The following is a 16,467-nucleotide window of genomic DNA, read 5'->3' on the forward strand; positions in this document are numbered from 1 at the left end:
GGCTTTGGTATTATACTCATTTCCTTCTTTTAATACTCCATTACCTCTAAGTGCTTCTCTTGTGTTTTCTCTTTGATTCCATTGTGTGGTAGAGATTGTATTGGTGCTAGAGAGAGAAGAGGGGATGCTTGGGAGAGCTAGGAGGGAGGAGAAACAGAGGAGAAGGGAGAGGCAATGTCTAAGCATTAGGAGTTTTTGGGTGAGTTTGGATTGGGGAAAAACACGCAAGTATTAAAACTCCACACAAAAGTGTTACTGATAATGAGTTGCAAGAGAGTAAAAAGCCCTTTTTGTAGTTTTGATAAAAATCATAAGCAAACTTAAAGTGCCAAGAATAGTAATAGGCAAAATAACCCAATCAGGGGGCTTAAAAAATAAGGAGAGGGGGATTACCAATGGAGCAAAGATGGGAAAACAGCTTTCAAGTATCCCAAGTTTTAAAGCCTTATACATAACCAATTTATACACCACAGCTATACTGTATAGAAGTAATTCAAGGGCAAGATTTAAAAGGATAAGTGCAAAGGTGGTTTCAGTTGGGTTAATCATTGTTTTTCTTCTTTTATAGCCTTTTAAATTGCTTTCAATCATCTTGAGAGTAATAATATTCCTCAACTTGTTTGTAAATTTCAAGAAAATGTTGAATAATTTGTTTTATGTTGCCATTGGGGAATTTGACATAATATGTTCCACCTCGCCAAAAAAAGTCGCATTGGACTCCATTGATTTCTCCTTTTTGGATAAATCGTGGTGTGTCTTTATAGAGTGTATCAAAATCCTTGAAGGCTTTATCCCCCATATAATCAGGAGTTTTATAGGTGTAATATTTATCTTTGAAGATTCTATGATGATCTTCAATGCCACAGAAGAGAAGCCATTCCCCACTAAATGCAAAAAGTGAAAAGAAACCCCCAAAGATTTCATCATCTTCTCCACTCTGAAAAATATACATATAGGTTTGCAATTTTAGAAGTTCTTCATCAATAATCAAGGCTTCTATATCGATATGAGTTTGAAGACAAGTATCAAGAAATCTGCATAACTCTTGGAGATAAAAAATAAAATTTTCATTCTTACCATTCATCTCAAAATTAGAAGAATACTCGTTTTCTTTTTGAAAAGAAAAAACTCTGCATACTGCTTCATTTTCACATTCTTTTAAATTTAAGGTTGTGAGTTCAAAACCAAGAATGCTTTCTTGTCTAAGTTGATTCCACCCTTTTCCAACCAAGATAAGATCTTGTAATGGAGGGAGATCCTGAATTTCTAAAGAGATTTCTTGTTTTTGTAAGTTTTTAATGATTTTTGTGTAGCACTCTTGTAAATATTCTAGGATTGTCATTGCTTACCTCCTTGCTTTTGTGCTGAGTTCTTGGGCATTTCATTTTTTCTAGTTGGACGAACTTGATTTCCTTTTAGATGAGTTTGTTGCTGTTTCTGCCTTTAGGATTAATTCCTTTCTCAGCTACCTTCTTTCCACCCTCTTTAGCCTCTTTTTTAACAGCACTTTTTGTAAAGCTTTTTTATCGCTTTCTTGGCTACCCAACTTCCAGTGGCAATTGCTACTCTAACAGCAATCCCAACAAGAGGAGCTAAATTATCCCTCTCCCCACTTCCACTCAACTCTCCAAGATGGGCTTTGGTATTATACTCATTTCCTTCTTTTAATACTCCATTACCTCTAAGTGCTTCTCTTGTGTTTTCTCTTTGATTCCATTGTGTGGTAGAGATTGTATTTGTGTTTGTATTTGCATAGTTCTTTAGTGCAAAGATACTCTCTGCACTATGATTGCATAAGCATACATTTCTAAAAAGAGATTAGTGTCTTTATCTCTAAAAGTATTGATAAGACTTTGAGTGAGGATATTGTTTGCTGCTCCTCTACCTATTTGAGCTAGATTTCTTCCTAGATTGAGAAAGTCTTCTTTAATCTTCTCTCTTCCCTCAAAGCTTAAGAGGTTATTGTCTATACTTAGGGTTGCATTCAAAGCTCTAGTTTGTATCTCTTGAGTGCTTTGCTCACTGCTAGAGAGATTGGTATTTACTCCTAGAGCTTGTAAGTCTTTCTCACTCTCTGTATTAGAGAGGATTGTATCTTTGGAGAAAGAGGGTTGGGTGTAGGAAGAGAGGGAGGAGAGGGAAAATAAGAGAAAGTAGCAAACTCTAAGCATTAGGAGTCTTGAAAAGGAGCTGATAGCAAAGGAGGAGAAAAAGAAGAATTTCGCCAAGATAACAAATAGGATAAGCAATGATTGATGAAAGAATTGTGCCAACAAACGGAATGACAAAGAAAAAACTTGCAAAGGAGAATTCTTTTATATTTTCAATTTGTTTGAGTATTGATTCTTGATTATATAAATACGCAATACCCATAAGCAAAAATGCCAAAATATAATTGCTCGTGCAAAATAATGCAATTTTTTGAATCTTGCTTTTGTGAAGTGCAATCAAGCTTACCCAAGAGAGATAGATGAAAAATCCTCCACCAATAATTGCTTCAAGAATTGATTGCTCAAGCTCATCAGAAAGTGTTTTTGTTAAAAACCTCAAACAGATTATCCAACACAAAAGAAAGTAAGAAAGATTGAATGAATGCTTTTTGAGATACACAAACAATAAAATCCCGAAAAATCCAAGTGGCAAAACATAATAAGCTTCTTGTTTTTGGAGTGAGGGATAAAAATCAAATAAGAAAGAAAAAACATAAAGCAAAAATGGAAGCAAAATAAACCAAAGGGCTTTTGTCTTTTTTTGAAGATAAGCCATAAGTCCAAAATTCATTGTCATCAAAACAGCAAGAAAGATAGAATAGATTTTCATCTCCTCTCCTTGTATTTCAATGATTTGATATAAATCATTGCTTAAGATAAATCATCTTAGAGCTTAAGAAATCTTACACTAATTTTATATAAATCAGTATGGAATATTTTTTATGAAGACAAGAGAGGGAGAGCATTGTGAGGTATGAGGAAGGACTTGGTTATAGGTCATATCTAAACCCCTTCCCTCCAATATGGATAATCTCATTATCTTTATTGCAAATTAGGATTTTCTTTGTTTTTGGGTGAATGTGTATTTTTAGATTGTCTGTTTTGCAGGGTTTAATGGATTTGCTTTTGGATATAGCAACCTTGCATCTTTCATATTCTTCTCCATCTGTTAGCATTTTTGATTGAATCAGCACTTTATCACCCACGATAAATTCTAAATTTTCTTCTTTATATTGATGAGAAATGCTTAAAATCAAAAAGAGGCTTTTTGTGATTTGCTCCCCAATCGCTGGAGCATACACAGAGATTGCTTCATCAAGAATTTTGATATAGATTGTTTGCTTGATTGCCATTAGTCCCAATCCCACTCTTCAAAATCTTTAGGATAAGGACAAAACATCGCTCTAAAATCCCTAAATGTTTTTGCTTGATTCCAAAGATATACTTTATTATCTATAAAAAGCTTACCCACCCTCTCTTCTTGCTCTATATAATACCCCTCAAAAGAGAAGGTGTGAATAATCTTCCCCTCACGCATAAAATCCACAACACAGGTATTGTGTCCTCTTTTGTTTTTGCTTTCTTTTATGATAGAGAGATTGTGATTGGCGATAAAGTCTTGGAGCTTGTCCTTGTATTGCTCATAAGTGTAGAGTTTTGTGAGAGATTTTCCATAGAGTTTTTTTCTTGCTACATCTCTTGCGTCATTTTGGGTGAGTGGGGCGTAAAAGCGAATTATGGGAGGAATACAATAAATTTGCATAGAGTATTCCTCTCTCAACGCTTCAGTTAGCAAAGACTTGAAAACATCTTGATTCCCATATCCCCAAACCCCCAAAAGCACAATCAATATAAATCTTTTCATCTCCTCTCCTTGTATTTCAATGATTTGATATAAATCATTGCTTAAGATAAAATACCTTAGAGCCTGATAAATCTTACACTAATTTTATACAAATCCATACAAGTTTGTTTGCTTTTGAGAAGATGAGGGGCGTGGAAGTCTTGCCCTATTTACCCCTCTTTTTGTGAAAATATAAGATCTTTTGTGTCATAGCCATATTCTTTGGCTTTGGAGAGTAAAAAATCAATCTCATTGGAGCTGAGAAAATCCCTTGAGAGAATCCAAAGATATTTTTTGTTTGGACTGCCTACAAGAGCTTGAGTGTAGAGATGATCCACATAGAGAATCTGATAATTTACTTTTGAACTCCAAGAAGTTAGAAAACTAAAGCTAACTGATAGATTTCTGTGATCTTTTGTAATAATTTTAGCAACACCCTCAGCTTCAGATAAGACAAACCCCTCCTTTGTGCAAGAGTTTTTCACTTTGAGTTTATAGGGCTCTCCTTCTTTGTATTGCAAATCATAATAAATAGCTTTGCTGTTTTTGCAATTTCGTTGAAAAAAATTGGGTTTTCGTGCGATTTCTACCCACTCTCCTGCGTATTTTAATAAATCAATATTTCCTAGATTTTCCATTGTTTTCTCCCAAAAATAATTTGAGAATCTAGTGAGAGAAAGTAATGATTTGGATAATTCTCTTCATAAAAATCTTTATAAATTCCTGTTTATTTTCTATTAACTTACTATAAACCATTGATTGCCTTTTGATTCTTAGGATTTTATTTTTTTAAGGATTGGGAGATGAGGAAATTTAGTTGTATTTTTTCTATAGGTTTAGTTTTGTGTTATGGGGGATTTTCTAGTGGAAGTGCTTTGAGTGAGGACACAATCCTCAATCACACTCATCAACTCATCGGCTTCCAATCTAGGGGAGATGCACTAGGGTGGCTAGAGATTACAAAGGAAGCCAAAGCCCCTATCACGCTCAAAGTCGCCCCTTTGCATTTGCAAGTCATTCAGCCTATTTGGAGTATTGATAAAGATTCTCAAACTTCTCTTTCTGCCTTTGGGATTGCCAATCTTAGCTCTTATGAAGTAAATTTTGATACCAAAAGCCATTCAATCACTTTCCCCTCAATCGCCACAATGACTTCTAGCTCATACTCTAGCGGGATTTATCAAGCTTCTCACTCCCTGCTTAATACTTGGGGGAATATTATCTTTGGCTCTATCTCTCATCAAGGGGTGAGGGGAAGTGCTTTTGGAGTGCTAGGGGGAAGAGTGAGAGTGCAGTGGGGAGAAGTTTCTTTTGGGAATATTACTTCAGAATACAAGGATTCTTATGGAGTGAGAGGGGGATTGGAAGTGATGAGTGGAGCCATAGTGAGCTTTGAGAGAGTGAGTGCAGGAGGGAGTGCGTATGGGGTGGAGGGAGAGCTTAGCAATCAAGGAGAGATAAGGATTGAAGAGATTAGAGGGGGAGATCAAAAGCTTGGTTTTAGTGGAAATGCTGTGGGACTAAAAGGGAAGATAGACAATCAGGGAAGCATAGAGATTGCTCTAATTGGTGCAAATAATGGTGGATATGCTTATGGAGTAAGTGGAGAAGTGAGCAATCAAGGAGAGATAAAGCTTCTTAAAATCACATCAAGTGAGGGGAATGCTTTTGGGGTGATTGGGGGGCTAAGTGGAGGAGGGAGATTGGAAGTGGGGGAGATTTTGGCAGGAAGCTCAAGTGCTGGAGGCAATGCTTATGGGATTTACAATCTTTATGGGGGGAAAATCACAAATAATGCCACATTCTCCCTTATCTCATCAATAAGAGATATGAGAGGAGAGGGAGGGAAAAGCTTTGGGGTTTATAGTCTTGGAGATTTGGAGATTGTAGATAGCAATCTTGTATTTTCTGCGATGTGGGGAGAGGAGATTTATCCTATCTTTTCTCAAGGAGCATTGAGCATTGAGAATTCTTCTCTTGTCTTTGGAGCAGAGAAAGAGAGGGCGATTATTTCTTTTGAGGGTGGAGAGATTGTTTTGTACAAAGCAAATTTGGTCGCTGATAGTGGCAAGGGGATTGTGGGGAGTGGAAGCGTAAGGGTCTTGAGCGGGGGAGAAGTAGTGGTGGATACTCCCCAAAACGCTTTTGAGGGGAAAGTAGATATCGTGCTTGAAGAGGGGGCAACTCTGATGTTTGGGAGTGATTCTCAGATGAAGAGTCTAAAAGCCAAACATTCAACAATCAAAATCCATTCTAAAAGTGCAACCCTAGATATCTATGATTTCAATGTCAATCATTCAAGCTTTGTTCTTGCTTCTTCAGCAAAAACAAGCGATAAAATCTATATCCACTCCACTACTTCCACCACCCCTCTAAAAAACAATCTTTATGTCAAACTCAATGAGGTTTCTACTATCCCCAATTATGTGTTATTGGTGCATTTACCTAAAGAGTTAGGAGAGAAAATCATCTTCAATGAGCTTTATCTTCCCTCTTCTCAAAGCAGAGCGATCTCTTATGTGGGGTTTGATGAGGTGGAAGTAGCAATCAATCGCCACGATAGCGAGGAGAGCGTGTATTACTACACCGATTTGGTCGCACAAAATCTCCAAATCAACTCTTCTTTTCTGCTCCCTACTCAAACCGCCCTCAATGCAAACCATAGTCTTTTTTTGCTTCATCTCAATTCTTTGGATACGCGTTTGGGGGAGCTAAGAGGTGGGAGTGGGGGAAATGGTGTGTGGGGGAGAGTGAATGTGGGGAAGGGAAGAGAGGCATTGCAAAAAGAGAGCAAGATTTTATTTTCTACTTATCAAGGGGGATATGACTATGGGTTTTGTATGCTTGAGGCTTGTGATTTTGTGGGAGTATTTGGGAGTTATTTGCTAGGGGTAAATACCCAAGAGGGTGGAGAGTATGAGGGAGAGAGTGTTTTGCTTTATCTTCCCTCTTATGATGTGCTAACTCAGGGCTTTGAGGTGGGGGTTTATAATACCTATGTGAGAGATAGAGGATTTTTTGCTGATAGTGTGTTTAAGGTGAGTGGATTATTTAGTGATATTCAAACACCACTCCAAAGCACCTCTTATGCTCTCTCTAGCTATGCTCTAAGCCTATCTCAAGAGATGGGTTATCGATTTTTGCTAGGGGGTGGGGTGTATTTTGATTTGCAAACAGGGGTTGCAGGCTCATTTCTCACTTCTCAAAATTTCAATCAAGAGCTAGAGCTAGAGGGAAGCCTTTATACTTTGTATGCTTCTCAAAAAGAGCTTTGGATTTTGAGAGCTAGAGGGGGTGGGCGTATAGGGTATGAGTGGAGGGGAGAGGAGATAGCTTGGGGGTTGAGTGTAGGGGGATTGTATGAATACCACTCTTTTTATGGGGGAGAGATAGACTATCTTAGCAATTCAGGTGCAAGGGCAAAAAGCAATCCTTACACAAGCAATCAGCAAGGGATTTTGAGTGTGGGAATGAATGTGTCTATCAAAGAAAGCAGTCGTTTGTATATGGAGTTTGAAAAGAGTTTTGGAGGAAAGATATTGAGAGATTTTTCTTTGAATTTTGGTGCTAGATTTGCACTAGGGAAAGCCCCTCAAGGAGGGAGAGGCAAAGAAGAGCAACTATAAGCTTTGGGCTAGTTGCTGAAGATATTTTACACTTCTTTGACAGCCCTCTTTTTGGAGCGTGAGAAGTTTTTGAAGCGATTGCTCTGAAACTTCTTGAGGGTAGTAGTATTGCATTGCTTTGAGTTCATCAAAAAGAGGTTTTTCTAGCTTAAATGCTCCCTCTCCTGTGTTATGCACTCCACCACAGCCTTTTTCTCTTTTGAAAGTCGCACAATAAGGGAAACATTGTTCCACATTGATATGCCCCAATCCGTGAGATTTGAGAATCTGCATACTTGCTTTGATATCGATATTTCCCTCTCCTAGTGGCACACCACAGACATATTCTATATCATCTTCAAAAAAGACTATATGATCTTTACAATGTGTGCTGAAGGTATAGGGTGCCATATTTTCACACGCCTTAATTGGATCTTCATAAGCCATCATTGAGTTTCCAAAGTCATAGAGAAATCCAATATTTGGGTGTTTGACTAAAGAGAGTAAATCAAGCAAATCTTGTGAGGTTTGATACTCGTGATTTTCAATGGCAAGTTTTAAATCATAGCCTTCAAGGATTGGGATCAAAGCTTTGATTTGCTCACTTGCTAGAAGAAATTCTTCCTTATCAAAATGAGCATCAATTTTTGAATCATCATATGCCCCCTCACTTGCTTTTTTGATTTTTTTTGTTGTGTCTGTGAGTGGGACATAAGAGCGGATTACTTTTGCTCCCAAACTTTTGGCAACTTCAGCAATCTTTTTGAATTTTTCTAGCTCAAATCCTTTGGCATCAATCTCACAATACATTCCATACTCATCTAGCTTTTGCTTGATTTTTTGGAGGTGGGAAGGCTCATTGCTTCCCAAACAACCCCATTCTTCATCAAGCCCATAGTCTTTGATGATATTGATCATCACTCCATCGCATTTAAGCTCATAAGCAAAGTCGATGAAGTCCAAAATATCCATTTTTTGGTTTTGAAACCATAAATGCATACTCTCTGTTTCAAGTCCGATTTTCATCTTAAGCTCCTTGTGTTTGATGACTTGCTTTCTTTCTTTGAATCATTTTGATGAGGTAAGTTGTAACCCCTACACCAAGAAGAGCAAAGCACCCCATCATTCCAAAAACAATCTTATATCCCAAGATTCCTTTATAAGTGTCAATCATATATCCATAGAGTGCAAAGCAAAAGAGTTGAGGGGAGTATCCAAGAATACACGCGATACTCATTGCCGCACCACTAATCTCTCTGGGCATCTCAATCTCATCAACAGGAGCAAAAAATGTCGCTCTCATTGTGAAGACTAGGGCTGCAAAGCCTAAGGTTAGAGCCATACCAAGATAGACATTTAGACTGCTATGAGGCATAAAGATAAAGAGTGTGATAGAAATCGTTGCCAAAATGAGGGCAAATCTTAGATATCTAGCTGAAGAGTGGAATTTTTTGTCTGCTAGGTATCCTCCAATAGGTCCTCCTACAAGTTTGAGGGTGTATTGGTTGATGATTCCATACGCTCCTACAAGTGCCACAGGCATTCCATAGATATCTTTGAGGAATGGGATAAAGTAAGTCAATCCACAATACACTGAATAGATTGTGAAAATTGTCATAGACACTACCCAAATCTCAGGAGTTTTAATCGCTTGGATTACCCCTTGCCACGCAGCTTTGTTTTTGCTGATTGTATGCCCTTCATTATCAGTAGTTCTAATCTCATCATCTTCAAGTAAGAAATAAGCCAAAACCCCTGCGACAATCACACACGCTGAGTAAAACCAAATTGAGCTTCTAAGTCCCACTTCTCCCTCACCCAAAAGCATAAACACTCCAAGAGCAGAGAAAGCAACGATTGTATCTACAACCCCACGTCCAGCCTCAAGGAAACCAAACAAACGCCCTTGTTGAGTAGAATCCCCAAGCAATCGAATAGATTTGAGCAATACAGGCCAATATACCACTTCACCAAAAAGTGCCAAAAGTCCCCAAGCCACTAAGATTCCATAATAAGAAGGGAAAGTGGAGATATAAATCCCTACAAGTCCTACACACACCAAAGAGAGAGGAATCAAAATTTTCTTTGAAAACCTGTCTGCGATATAGATAGAAGCAAAGTTTCCAATCACTTGCACCATTCCATAGACTGATAGAGCTACACCAATTTGAGTATTGCTCAAACTCATAAATTCCTGCATCGGAACATAAAACGCATCTTTGAGTGAAGAGAGCTTAAACACCGTTCCTGCTCCAATCACCAAAACTATAAAAGTAAACCACCTAATTGGCTTTGCACCCATTGTGACTCCTTTGTGTAAGAAATAATTTCTGAGAATTTAGGATATTTTTAAGAAAAAACCAAATAAATCTCTCTCTAAGCCTATCTAAAAAAAGTTACATTACATAAAGTAACACTTAAAAGGAGTGAATTTAATATTTGCTTCCTATTTGGTTACAAAAATCGTATTTTTAAGGAGAAAAAGTGAGATTTTGTAAAAAATAAAAGAGTTCTTAACAAAGGAAAAAATATATAGACAATTTTAGAGGGAATAAACATAGCTTTATCTACATTTAAAAAAGAGATGATAAACACCAAAACAAGTAGCTTATTTTTCAATACTCTTTTGAGTTTGCTAAAATACCAAAAAACTCAACTCTAAGGAATCACGATGAAAGTAGATGTGCGTTCAAAATTTTTAGAATTTTTTGCTTCAAAAGGTCATCAAGTTTATGCAAGTATGCCCCTAGTCCCTGATGATCCTACCTTGCTTTTTACCAATGCAGGAATGGTGCAGTTTAAAGATATTTTCACAGGCAAAGTAGCTTCTCCCTCAATCCCAAGAGCAACAAGCTCACAGCTTTGTATCCGAGCAGGAGGGAAACACAATGATTTGGAGAATGTCGGCTACACTGCACGACACCATACACTTTTTGAAATGCTAGGAAACTTTAGCTTTGGGGATTATTTCAAAGAACAAGCCATAGCGTATGCGTGGGAGTTTGTAACTGAAGTGCTAGGATTTAGCAAAGAGGTTTTATATGTTACCGTGCATGAGAGCGATGATGAGGCATTTGAGCTTTGGAGCAAACATATTGATCCAAGTAGAATTAAGCGACTAGGGGATAAAGATAATTTTTGGCAAATGGGCGATACAGGTCCTTGTGGTCCTTGCAGTGAGATTTTTGTTGATCAGGGAGAAGAGTATTTTAGAGGAGAGGAAGATTACTTTGGGGGAGATGGCGACAGGTTTTTGGAGATTTGGAATCTAGTGTTTATGCAATATGAGAGAAGCGAAGATGGCACACTTACTCCATTGCCTAAACCTAGCATTGATACAGGAATGGGGCTAGAGCGAGTGGTGGCATTGCTAGAGGGGAAAAGAAGCAATTTTGATAGCTCAATCTTTATGCCTTTGATTGAGAGAGTTGTAGAGCTTTGTGGGAAGCCTTATGTCTATGAGAGTGGAGCAAGTTATCGAGTGATAGCCGATCACGCTAGATCTGTGGCATTTTTACTCGCTCAAGGGGTGCATTTTGATAAAGAGGGGAGGGGGTATGTGTTGCGTAGGATTTTGCGAAGAGCAGTGCGACACGGATATTTACTAGGACTTAAAAAGCCTTTCTTGTTTGAGGTAGTGGAGAAAGTGTGTGAGATGATGGGAGGAGTATATCCCTATCTTTTGGAGAAAAAATCTTTTGTAAGCTCTCAATGCAAGGGAGAGGAGCAGAGATTTTTTGAAACGCTTGAGATGGGAATGAATCTTTTCAAAAAAGAATTGCAAAACACTTCAGCAGTCTTCAGTGGAGAAGTGGCTTTCAAGCTTTATGATACTTATGGATTCCCTCTTGATCTTACTGCTGATATGCTCAAAGATAGTGGGATAGAGGTAGATGTGGCAGAGTTTGAATCTTGTATGCAAAAGCAAAGAGAGTTAGCCAAAGCTTCTTGGAAGGGGAGTGGTGATGAGGCGAGTGGAGGGGAGCTAGGCAAAGTCGCTTCACTTCCACAAGAGAGTTTAAGTCGAGCAGGAGTGGGAAGTGCGGAGAGTGAAATTGCAATGCTCTTTGACAAAGAGGGGGTAGAGGTTTCAAGCCTAGTGGGTGAAGGGTATGTAATGCTAGAGAAAAATCCTTTTTATGCTCAAGGAGGGGGAGCTGTGGGAGATAGTGGGTGGCTATATGAGGGAGAGAGCAAGATAGCAGAAATAAATGATACTCGCAATTTTTTTGGGAAAGAGGTTTGCAAAGTTATTGCTCTAAGCCCACTCTCAACTCATCAAAAAGTGAGTGCAAGAGTGGATATTGCACGACAACTTGAAATCAAAAAACATCACTCAGCCACTCATCTTCTCCATGCTGTGCTAAGAGAGGTGCTAGGAGAGGGCGTGGCACAGGCAGGAAGCTTGGTGGAGGAAAATCGCTTAAGATTTGATTTTAGTTTCCCTAGAGCTTTGAGTAGTGAGGAGATTGAGAGGGTTGAGAGAGAAGTCAATGCTCTCATCACTCAAACCCTCAAGGCTCAAATTGAAGAAATGGGGATAGAAGAAGCCAAGAGAAAGGGAGCAATGGCACTCTTTGGAGAAAAATATGGAGAGAGAGTGAGAGTGGTGAGCTTTGGAGATAGAAGCTGTGAGCTTTGTGGAGGATTGCATATTGAGGATTTGGGAATGATTGGAAGCTTTTTTATCCTCAAAGAGAGTGGGGTGAGCAGTGGGGTTAGACGCATTGAGGCAGTATGTGGAAAGGCAGGATATGAGTATGCCCTCAAAGCCCTTAGCACCCTTCAAGAAGCCAAAGAAGCTCTAAAATCTCAAGATCTTCTTGCCTCAATCCACAAACTCCAAGAGCAGATTAAAGAGCTAAAAGAAAAAAACAAAAAACTCTCTAGCAATTCTAATGAGCTCAAAGCAGAAGAAATCAATGGGGTAAAAGTGATTATCTCTTTGGTGCAAGGAGAGAGCAAGGAGATGATTGATAATCTCAAAAACAAATACGAAAAAGTCGTAGCACTCCTTATCAGCGAGAATGAGGGCAAAATCACAATCAGTGCAGGAGTGAAAAACGCACCACTCAAAGCAGGAGTTTGGGTCAAAGAAATAGCTCAAATCTTGGGGGGCAATGGTGGAGGAAGAGATGACTTTGCCACAGCAGGGGGGAAAGATTCTAGCAAGATTGCTGAGGCACTAGAGAAAGCAAAACTTTATGTTAGTCAAAATATTATAGGATAGGATAATGAGCGTAGGAATTGTAGGAGTTATGCTTTATATTTCCTTGCTTTTGGGATTTATCGGCTTAGTAGCCTTTATCTGGGGGGTGAAAAATCATCAATTTGATGATGAGAAAAAAATGATGCAAGGCGTTCTTTATGATAGTGTAGAGGATTTGCAACTTGCAAAAGAAAAAGAAGATAAGTTAAAGGGAGAAAAAAATGATTGATTTAGCCATTATTGGAGTAGGAACAACAGGGATTGCCACAGCAGTGGAAGCCAAAAGATTGGGAGTGCAAAAAATCACGCTTTTTGAAAAGGGCGAAGAGCATTCAATGACAATTAGAAAATTTTATAAAGATGGCAAAAGAGTAGATAAAGACTACAAAGGACAAGAGGTTGTGCTAAGTGGAAGTATTGATTTTAAAGATGGAGATAAAGAGGGGACTTTGGCTCTCTTTGATAAAATGATTGCAGATCATAGTCTTGAGATTAAATATAAAAGCGAAATTGAATCTGTGCAAAAAAATGGAGATATTTTTGTTATCCATACAAGTGGAGGAGAGAGCTATGAGGCTAGGTTTGTAGTCGTGGCTATCGGCAAAATGGGACAGCCCAATAAACCAAGCTATTCTATTCCTTTGCCTATCCGCTCTTTGGTAAATTTCAATGCCAATGGTGTCAAAGAGGGAGAAAAACTCCTTGTAGTAGGGGGAGGAAACTCAGCTGTTGAGTATGCTTATGATTTGTGCAATCATTTTGATACAACACTCAATTATCGCCGAAGTGAGTTTGGAAGAATCAACGATACCAACGCACAAGAGCTTAAAAAAGCCATTGAGAGTGGCAAACTCAAAACCAAGCTTGGAGTGGATATCGTGGCTTTGAGTGATGAGGGAGGCAAAGTGGGAGTAGAGTTTGCAGATGGAAGCAAAGAGGTTTTTGATAGAGCAATTTATGCTATTGGTGGAGCAACACCACTAGATTTCTTGCAAAAGTGCAAACTCTCTTTAGATGAAAGCCACACTCCAATCATTGATGAAAATTGTGAGAGCGGTGTGAAAGGCTTGTTTGTAGCAGGGGACATTGCCCTCTCAAGTGGCGGTTCTATTGCGATTGGACTTAACCACGCACACAAAATTGCAGAAGAAATTTCAAAAAGATTGTAAGTTTTAAGCAAAAATCTAGCATTAAAGCTATATAATCACAGGTTTAATTCTCTATAAAAGGTTTAGATATGGCAAGAAAATGTTTTTTGACAGGTAAGGGGCCAATGGTTGGCAACAATGTAAGTCACGCAAACAATAAAAACAAAAAACGCTCACTCCCCAATCTTAGAAGCGTTAGGGTAAGACTTGAAGATGGAAGCACAGTGAAAATCAAAGTTGCTGCTTCTACTTTGAGAACAATGAAAAAACGCTCATAATCTATGAGGTGAAGTGCCTTTGCTTAAAAAGATCAAAAAAGCACTTCATTGGAATGAGAGTGAGGATAAAAGGCAAAATCCTGAGAGTGATTTGAGTGCGGCTCTTTATGAGCAATTCAAATACTTTCGTTTGCCTCTTTTACTGATACAAATCTTTCTTTTACTTGGAACTTTAGGCTATCTTTGGCTTGAGGATTATAGTCTTATTGATGCATTCTTTCAAACAGCTTATACTTTCACAAACACAGGTTTTGGCTCTCTTAAAGAAGACAATTTCAAACCTCTAACAATCATTTTCACAACGATTATAATGTTTGCAGGAGCTGGGGTTATCGCTTTTAGCGTTGCAACGGTGGTCAGTGTCATCAATAATGGAACTTTGATAAAAATCATTAGGGAGAAAAAAATGGTAAATAAAATCGTAAGATTGAGGAATCATTATGTCGTGTGCTATCACAATGAATACACAATCGAGCTATCCAAGCGTTTTAGAGAGGCACAAGTGCCTTTTGTGGTGATTGACAATAGCCCAAACTTTGAAGAAGAAGCCAAAAAAAACAAATATCCCTACTATATCACAAGCGATCCCCATACAGCTGTTGCATTTTTGAGAACTCATCTTGCAAGTGCTAAGGGGGTTGTAACTTTTTCTAAAACCCCTGCTGATAATATCGCTTTGATTGCCTCTGTGAGAATCTTTGAAAAAGAGCTAGGGCGTAAGCCTTACTATATCATCGCAAGTGCAGACACACAAGAAGATATGGATAGACTCAAAAAACTAGGAGCAAACTCTGTGGTATCTCCCACCAAACTTATGGCTCAAAGAGTGAGTGCAATGGCAATCCGCCCTGATATGGAAAACCTCATTGAGCAATTTGCTTATCGTAAAGATACTCCACTAGACTTAGAAGAAGTGGTCGTGCCAAAGTATAGCTGGATGGTGCTAAAAAAACTCAAAGATGTCAATTTCCGATCCCTTACAAGAGTTTCAGTAGTGGGAATCACCCAAAAAGATGGCACTTATATCACGATGCCAACAGGCGATGTGATTGTTCCTAGTGAATCTAAGCTTTTGATGATTGGCACAAGTGAGGGGATAAGAGAAACCAAACGGCTTATCTCTCGCAAAGATATGCCTGAAGAAATCAGAGCAGAGCGAGAAAAAAAGAAAGATAGAGAGTTGAGATGAAAACTTTTGATATTTTTCCTATCAAAGGAGGCGTGTGTGCCCCTAGTGGATTTTTTGCCGATGGTGTGAGTGCAGGGTTTAAGCCAAATGGGGCTTTAGATGTGGCATTTATCTATATGCAAAAGCCTTGCATTCCCACAGCGATTTTCACAAGCAATACTTTTTGTGCCTCTCCAATCAAGCATTTTTATCAAGAAGTGCAAGGCAAAGAGAGTAATTTTGTGCTTATCAATACTAAAAATGCCAACGCCCTTACAGGCAAAGAGGGGATAGAGGATATCAAGCTTTATTTGAGTGCATTGAAAGAGCGATTCCCTCAAGTGCAAAATCCTATTGCCTCAAGCACAGGGGTGATTGGCGTGAGGCTTGATACCCAAAAGCTTATAGACTGCTTCCCTCTTTTGGATTTGAATGCTAGGGGAGAGGAGAGTGCAAAGAGGGCGTCTGAAGCGATTAGGACGACAGATTTATTTGCCAAAGAGATTGCACTAAGAATCGAGCTAGAAAATGGAGAGGTATTCCATATCGGAGCGATGGCTAAGGGAGCAGGAATGATAGAGCCTTCAATGGCGACAATGCTATGCTTTATCACCACAGATGCCCTTATCCCTCAAGAAGATCAAAAAGAATTGCTTCATAAAGTTGTCAAAACCACTTTCAATGCAATCAGTGTCGATGGAGATACAAGCACAAATGATTCACTCTTTCTCTTTGCCAATGGAGTAAGTGGGGCATACGATAAAGAAGCATTTGAGAGAGGGCTAGAGATAGTGATGAAAAAACTAGCCACTGATATTGTGCGAGATGGTGAGGGGGCAAGTAAGCTAGTGAGGTTTAGAGTAATGGGTGCAAAAAGTGAGGAAGAGGCAATCAAAGCAAGTAAAGCCCTCTCAAACTCACTTCTAGTCAAAACAGCACTTTTTGGCTGTGATCCAAACTGGGGAAGAATCGCCTCAACTATCGGTGCAAGTGGAGTAGAGGCAAGTGAGGAGAAGCTAAGTATTTTTATAGGCAATGTGTGTGTTTATGAGAGGGGTGTGATTTGCTTTGATAGTGAGAGAGAGGGCAGGGCGTATGAAGTGATGAAAAAGGAGAGCTTTGTAATCACTTGTGATTTGGGGATAGGAGAGGGGGAATTTAGCACTTATGCGTGTGATTTGGGGCATAAGTATGTGCAAATTAATTCAGATTATAGGAGTTAAGA

The 16,467-nt window shown here is 38.8% G+C and carries 17 protein-coding genes; 8 read left to right on the forward strand and 9 right to left on the reverse strand.

The features are described 5' to 3' along the window. The coding region (locus CQA58_RS08355) for a hypothetical protein (protein ID WP_211305719.1) at window positions 1-228 on the reverse strand (228 nt) is incomplete at its 3' end. A gap of 97 nt (window positions 229-325) precedes the next feature. On the opposite strand from CQA58_RS08355, the gene CQA58_RS08160 reads away from it, so the two are divergent. Then, window positions 326-568 (forward strand): hypothetical protein, encoded by a 243-nt coding sequence (locus tag CQA58_RS08160; protein WP_147288610.1) that lies wholly within the window; start codon window positions 326-328, stop codon window positions 566-568. A 15-nt stretch (window positions 569-583) separates the two neighbouring features. Here CQA58_RS08160 and CQA58_RS05400 read toward each other — a convergent pair whose 3' ends face one another. The 6 genes from CQA58_RS05400 to CQA58_RS05425 all read right to left on the reverse strand — a co-directional run bounded on the left by CQA58_RS05400 (window position 584) and on the right by CQA58_RS05425 (window position 4,472). Then, entirely contained in the window at window positions 584-1,342 is a 759-nt protein-coding gene (locus CQA58_RS05400) for a hypothetical protein (RefSeq protein WP_115569706.1), read from the reverse strand. Between the two features lie 418 nt (window positions 1,343-1,760). After that, complete coding sequence (locus CQA58_RS05405; RefSeq protein ID WP_115569707.1) at window positions 1,761-2,171, reverse strand: hypothetical protein; 411 nt, start codon at window positions 2,169-2,171, stop codon at window positions 1,761-1,763. Then, complete coding sequence (locus tag CQA58_RS05410; RefSeq protein ID WP_115569708.1) at window positions 2,164-2,820, reverse strand: hypothetical protein; 657 nt, start codon at window positions 2,818-2,820, stop codon at window positions 2,164-2,166. The genes CQA58_RS05405 and CQA58_RS05410 overlap by 8 nt, the downstream gene beginning before the upstream one ends. A gap of 160 nt (window positions 2,821-2,980) precedes the next feature. Continuing rightward, a complete protein-coding gene (locus CQA58_RS05415; RefSeq protein ID WP_115569709.1) occupies window positions 2,981-3,343 on the reverse strand; it encodes a hypothetical protein in 363 nt (120 codons plus the stop codon). After that, window positions 3,343-3,855 (reverse strand): hypothetical protein, encoded by a 513-nt coding sequence (locus tag CQA58_RS05420; protein WP_115569710.1) that lies wholly within the window; start codon window positions 3,853-3,855, stop codon window positions 3,343-3,345. The genes CQA58_RS05415 and CQA58_RS05420 overlap by 1 nt, the downstream gene beginning before the upstream one ends. Before the next feature lie 149 nt (window positions 3,856-4,004). Next, window positions 4,005-4,472 (reverse strand): lipocalin family protein, encoded by a 468-nt coding sequence (locus tag CQA58_RS05425; RefSeq protein ID WP_115569711.1) that lies wholly within the window; start codon window positions 4,470-4,472, stop codon window positions 4,005-4,007. A 165-nt stretch (window positions 4,473-4,637) separates the two neighbouring features. On the opposite strand from CQA58_RS05425, the gene CQA58_RS05430 reads away from it, so the two are divergent. Further along, window positions 4,638-7,460, forward strand: a complete 2,823-nt coding sequence (locus tag CQA58_RS05430) for an autotransporter outer membrane beta-barrel domain-containing protein (protein WP_115569712.1) — start codon at window positions 4,638-4,640, stop codon at window positions 7,458-7,460. Here the strand turns inward: CQA58_RS05430 and CQA58_RS05435 are convergent. Together CQA58_RS05435 and CQA58_RS05440 are read right to left on the reverse strand one after the other, a co-directional pair. Beyond that, window positions 7,455-8,465, reverse strand: coding sequence for a sugar phosphate isomerase/epimerase family protein (locus tag CQA58_RS05435; RefSeq protein ID WP_115569713.1), 1,011 nt, complete (start codon window positions 8,463-8,465; stop codon window positions 7,455-7,457). The two genes, CQA58_RS05430 and CQA58_RS05435, sit on opposite strands and share 6 nt — an antisense overlap. 1 nt (window position 8,466) lies before the next feature. Further along, window positions 8,467-9,741, reverse strand: a complete 1,275-nt coding sequence (locus CQA58_RS05440; RefSeq protein WP_115569714.1) for an MFS transporter — start codon at window positions 9,739-9,741, stop codon at window positions 8,467-8,469. A 369-nt stretch (window positions 9,742-10,110) separates the two neighbouring features. Here CQA58_RS05440 and alaS point away from each other — a divergent pair, with 369 nt between their 5' ends. The 6 genes from alaS to argJ all read left to right on the forward strand — a co-directional run bounded on the left by alaS (window position 10,111) and on the right by argJ (window position 16,465). After that, window positions 10,111-12,669 (forward strand): alanine--tRNA ligase, encoded by a 2,559-nt coding sequence (gene alaS / locus CQA58_RS05445; protein WP_115569715.1) that lies wholly within the window; start codon window positions 10,111-10,113, stop codon window positions 12,667-12,669. A gap of 4 nt (window positions 12,670-12,673) precedes the next feature. After that, window positions 12,674-12,877 carry a cbb3-type cytochrome oxidase assembly protein CcoS gene (gene ccoS, locus CQA58_RS05450; protein ID WP_115569716.1) on the forward strand — a complete coding sequence of 68 codons (204 nt, stop codon included), beginning with the start codon at window positions 12,674-12,676 and terminating at the stop codon, window positions 12,875-12,877. Further along, on the forward strand, window positions 12,870-13,817 hold the full coding sequence (locus CQA58_RS05455) for an NAD(P)-binding domain-containing protein (protein WP_115569717.1): 948 nt from the start codon (window positions 12,870-12,872) through the stop codon (window positions 13,815-13,817). The genes ccoS and CQA58_RS05455 overlap by 8 nt, the downstream gene beginning before the upstream one ends. Before the next feature lie 68 nt (window positions 13,818-13,885). Beyond that, a complete protein-coding gene (gene rpmB / locus CQA58_RS05460; RefSeq protein WP_104724927.1) occupies window positions 13,886-14,074 on the forward strand; it encodes a 50S ribosomal protein L28 in 189 nt (62 codons plus the stop codon). Between the two features lie 19 nt (window positions 14,075-14,093). Then, window positions 14,094-15,263, forward strand: coding sequence for a potassium channel family protein (locus CQA58_RS05465; protein WP_115569759.1), 1,170 nt, complete (start codon window positions 14,094-14,096; stop codon window positions 15,261-15,263). Next, window positions 15,260-16,465, forward strand: a complete 1,206-nt coding sequence (argJ, locus tag CQA58_RS05470) for a bifunctional glutamate N-acetyltransferase/amino-acid acetyltransferase ArgJ (protein ID WP_115569718.1) — start codon at window positions 15,260-15,262, stop codon at window positions 16,463-16,465. Before CQA58_RS05465 ends, argJ begins: the two co-directional genes overlap by 4 nt. The last annotated feature ends 2 nt before the right edge of the window (window positions 16,466-16,467 follow it).

It is taken from the genome of Helicobacter brantae, from assembly GCF_003364205.1.
Classification (GTDB): Bacteria; Campylobacterota; Campylobacteria; order Campylobacterales; family Helicobacteraceae; genus Helicobacter_G; species Helicobacter_G brantae.

Coding starts and splice junctions, on each gene's coding strand:
- CQA58_RS05400 (WP_115569706.1), bottom strand. CDS start 1,342: ATGACAATCCTAGAATATTTACAAGAGTGCTACACAAAAATCATTAAA.
- CQA58_RS05405 (WP_115569707.1), bottom strand. CDS start 2,171: ATGCTTAGAGTTTGCTACTTTCTCTTATTTTCCCTCTCCTCCCTCTCT.
- CQA58_RS05410 (WP_115569708.1), bottom strand. CDS start 2,820: ATGAAAATCTATTCTATCTTTCTTGCTGTTTTGATGACAATGAATTTT.
- CQA58_RS05415 (WP_115569709.1), bottom strand. CDS start 3,343: ATGGCAATCAAGCAAACAATCTATATCAAAATTCTTGATGAAGCAATC.
- CQA58_RS05420 (WP_115569710.1), bottom strand. CDS start 3,855: ATGAAAAGATTTATATTGATTGTGCTTTTGGGGGTTTGGGGATATGGG.
- CQA58_RS05425 (WP_115569711.1), bottom strand. CDS start 4,472: ATGGAAAATCTAGGAAATATTGATTTATTAAAATACGCAGGAGAGTGG.
- CQA58_RS05430 (WP_115569712.1), top strand. CDS start 4,638: ATGAGGAAATTTAGTTGTATTTTTTCTATAGGTTTAGTTTTGTGTTAT.
- CQA58_RS05435 (WP_115569713.1), bottom strand. CDS start 8,465: ATGAAAATCGGACTTGAAACAGAGAGTATGCATTTATGGTTTCAAAAC.
- CQA58_RS05440 (WP_115569714.1), bottom strand. CDS start 9,741: ATGGGTGCAAAGCCAATTAGGTGGTTTACTTTTATAGTTTTGGTGATT.
- alaS (WP_115569715.1), top strand. CDS start 10,111: ATGAAAGTAGATGTGCGTTCAAAATTTTTAGAATTTTTTGCTTCAAAA.
- ccoS (WP_115569716.1), top strand. CDS start 12,674: ATGAGCGTAGGAATTGTAGGAGTTATGCTTTATATTTCCTTGCTTTTG.
- CQA58_RS05455 (WP_115569717.1), top strand. CDS start 12,870: ATGATTGATTTAGCCATTATTGGAGTAGGAACAACAGGGATTGCCACA.
- rpmB (WP_104724927.1), top strand. CDS start 13,886: ATGGCAAGAAAATGTTTTTTGACAGGTAAGGGGCCAATGGTTGGCAAC.
- argJ (WP_115569718.1), top strand. CDS start 15,260: ATGAAAACTTTTGATATTTTTCCTATCAAAGGAGGCGTGTGTGCCCCT.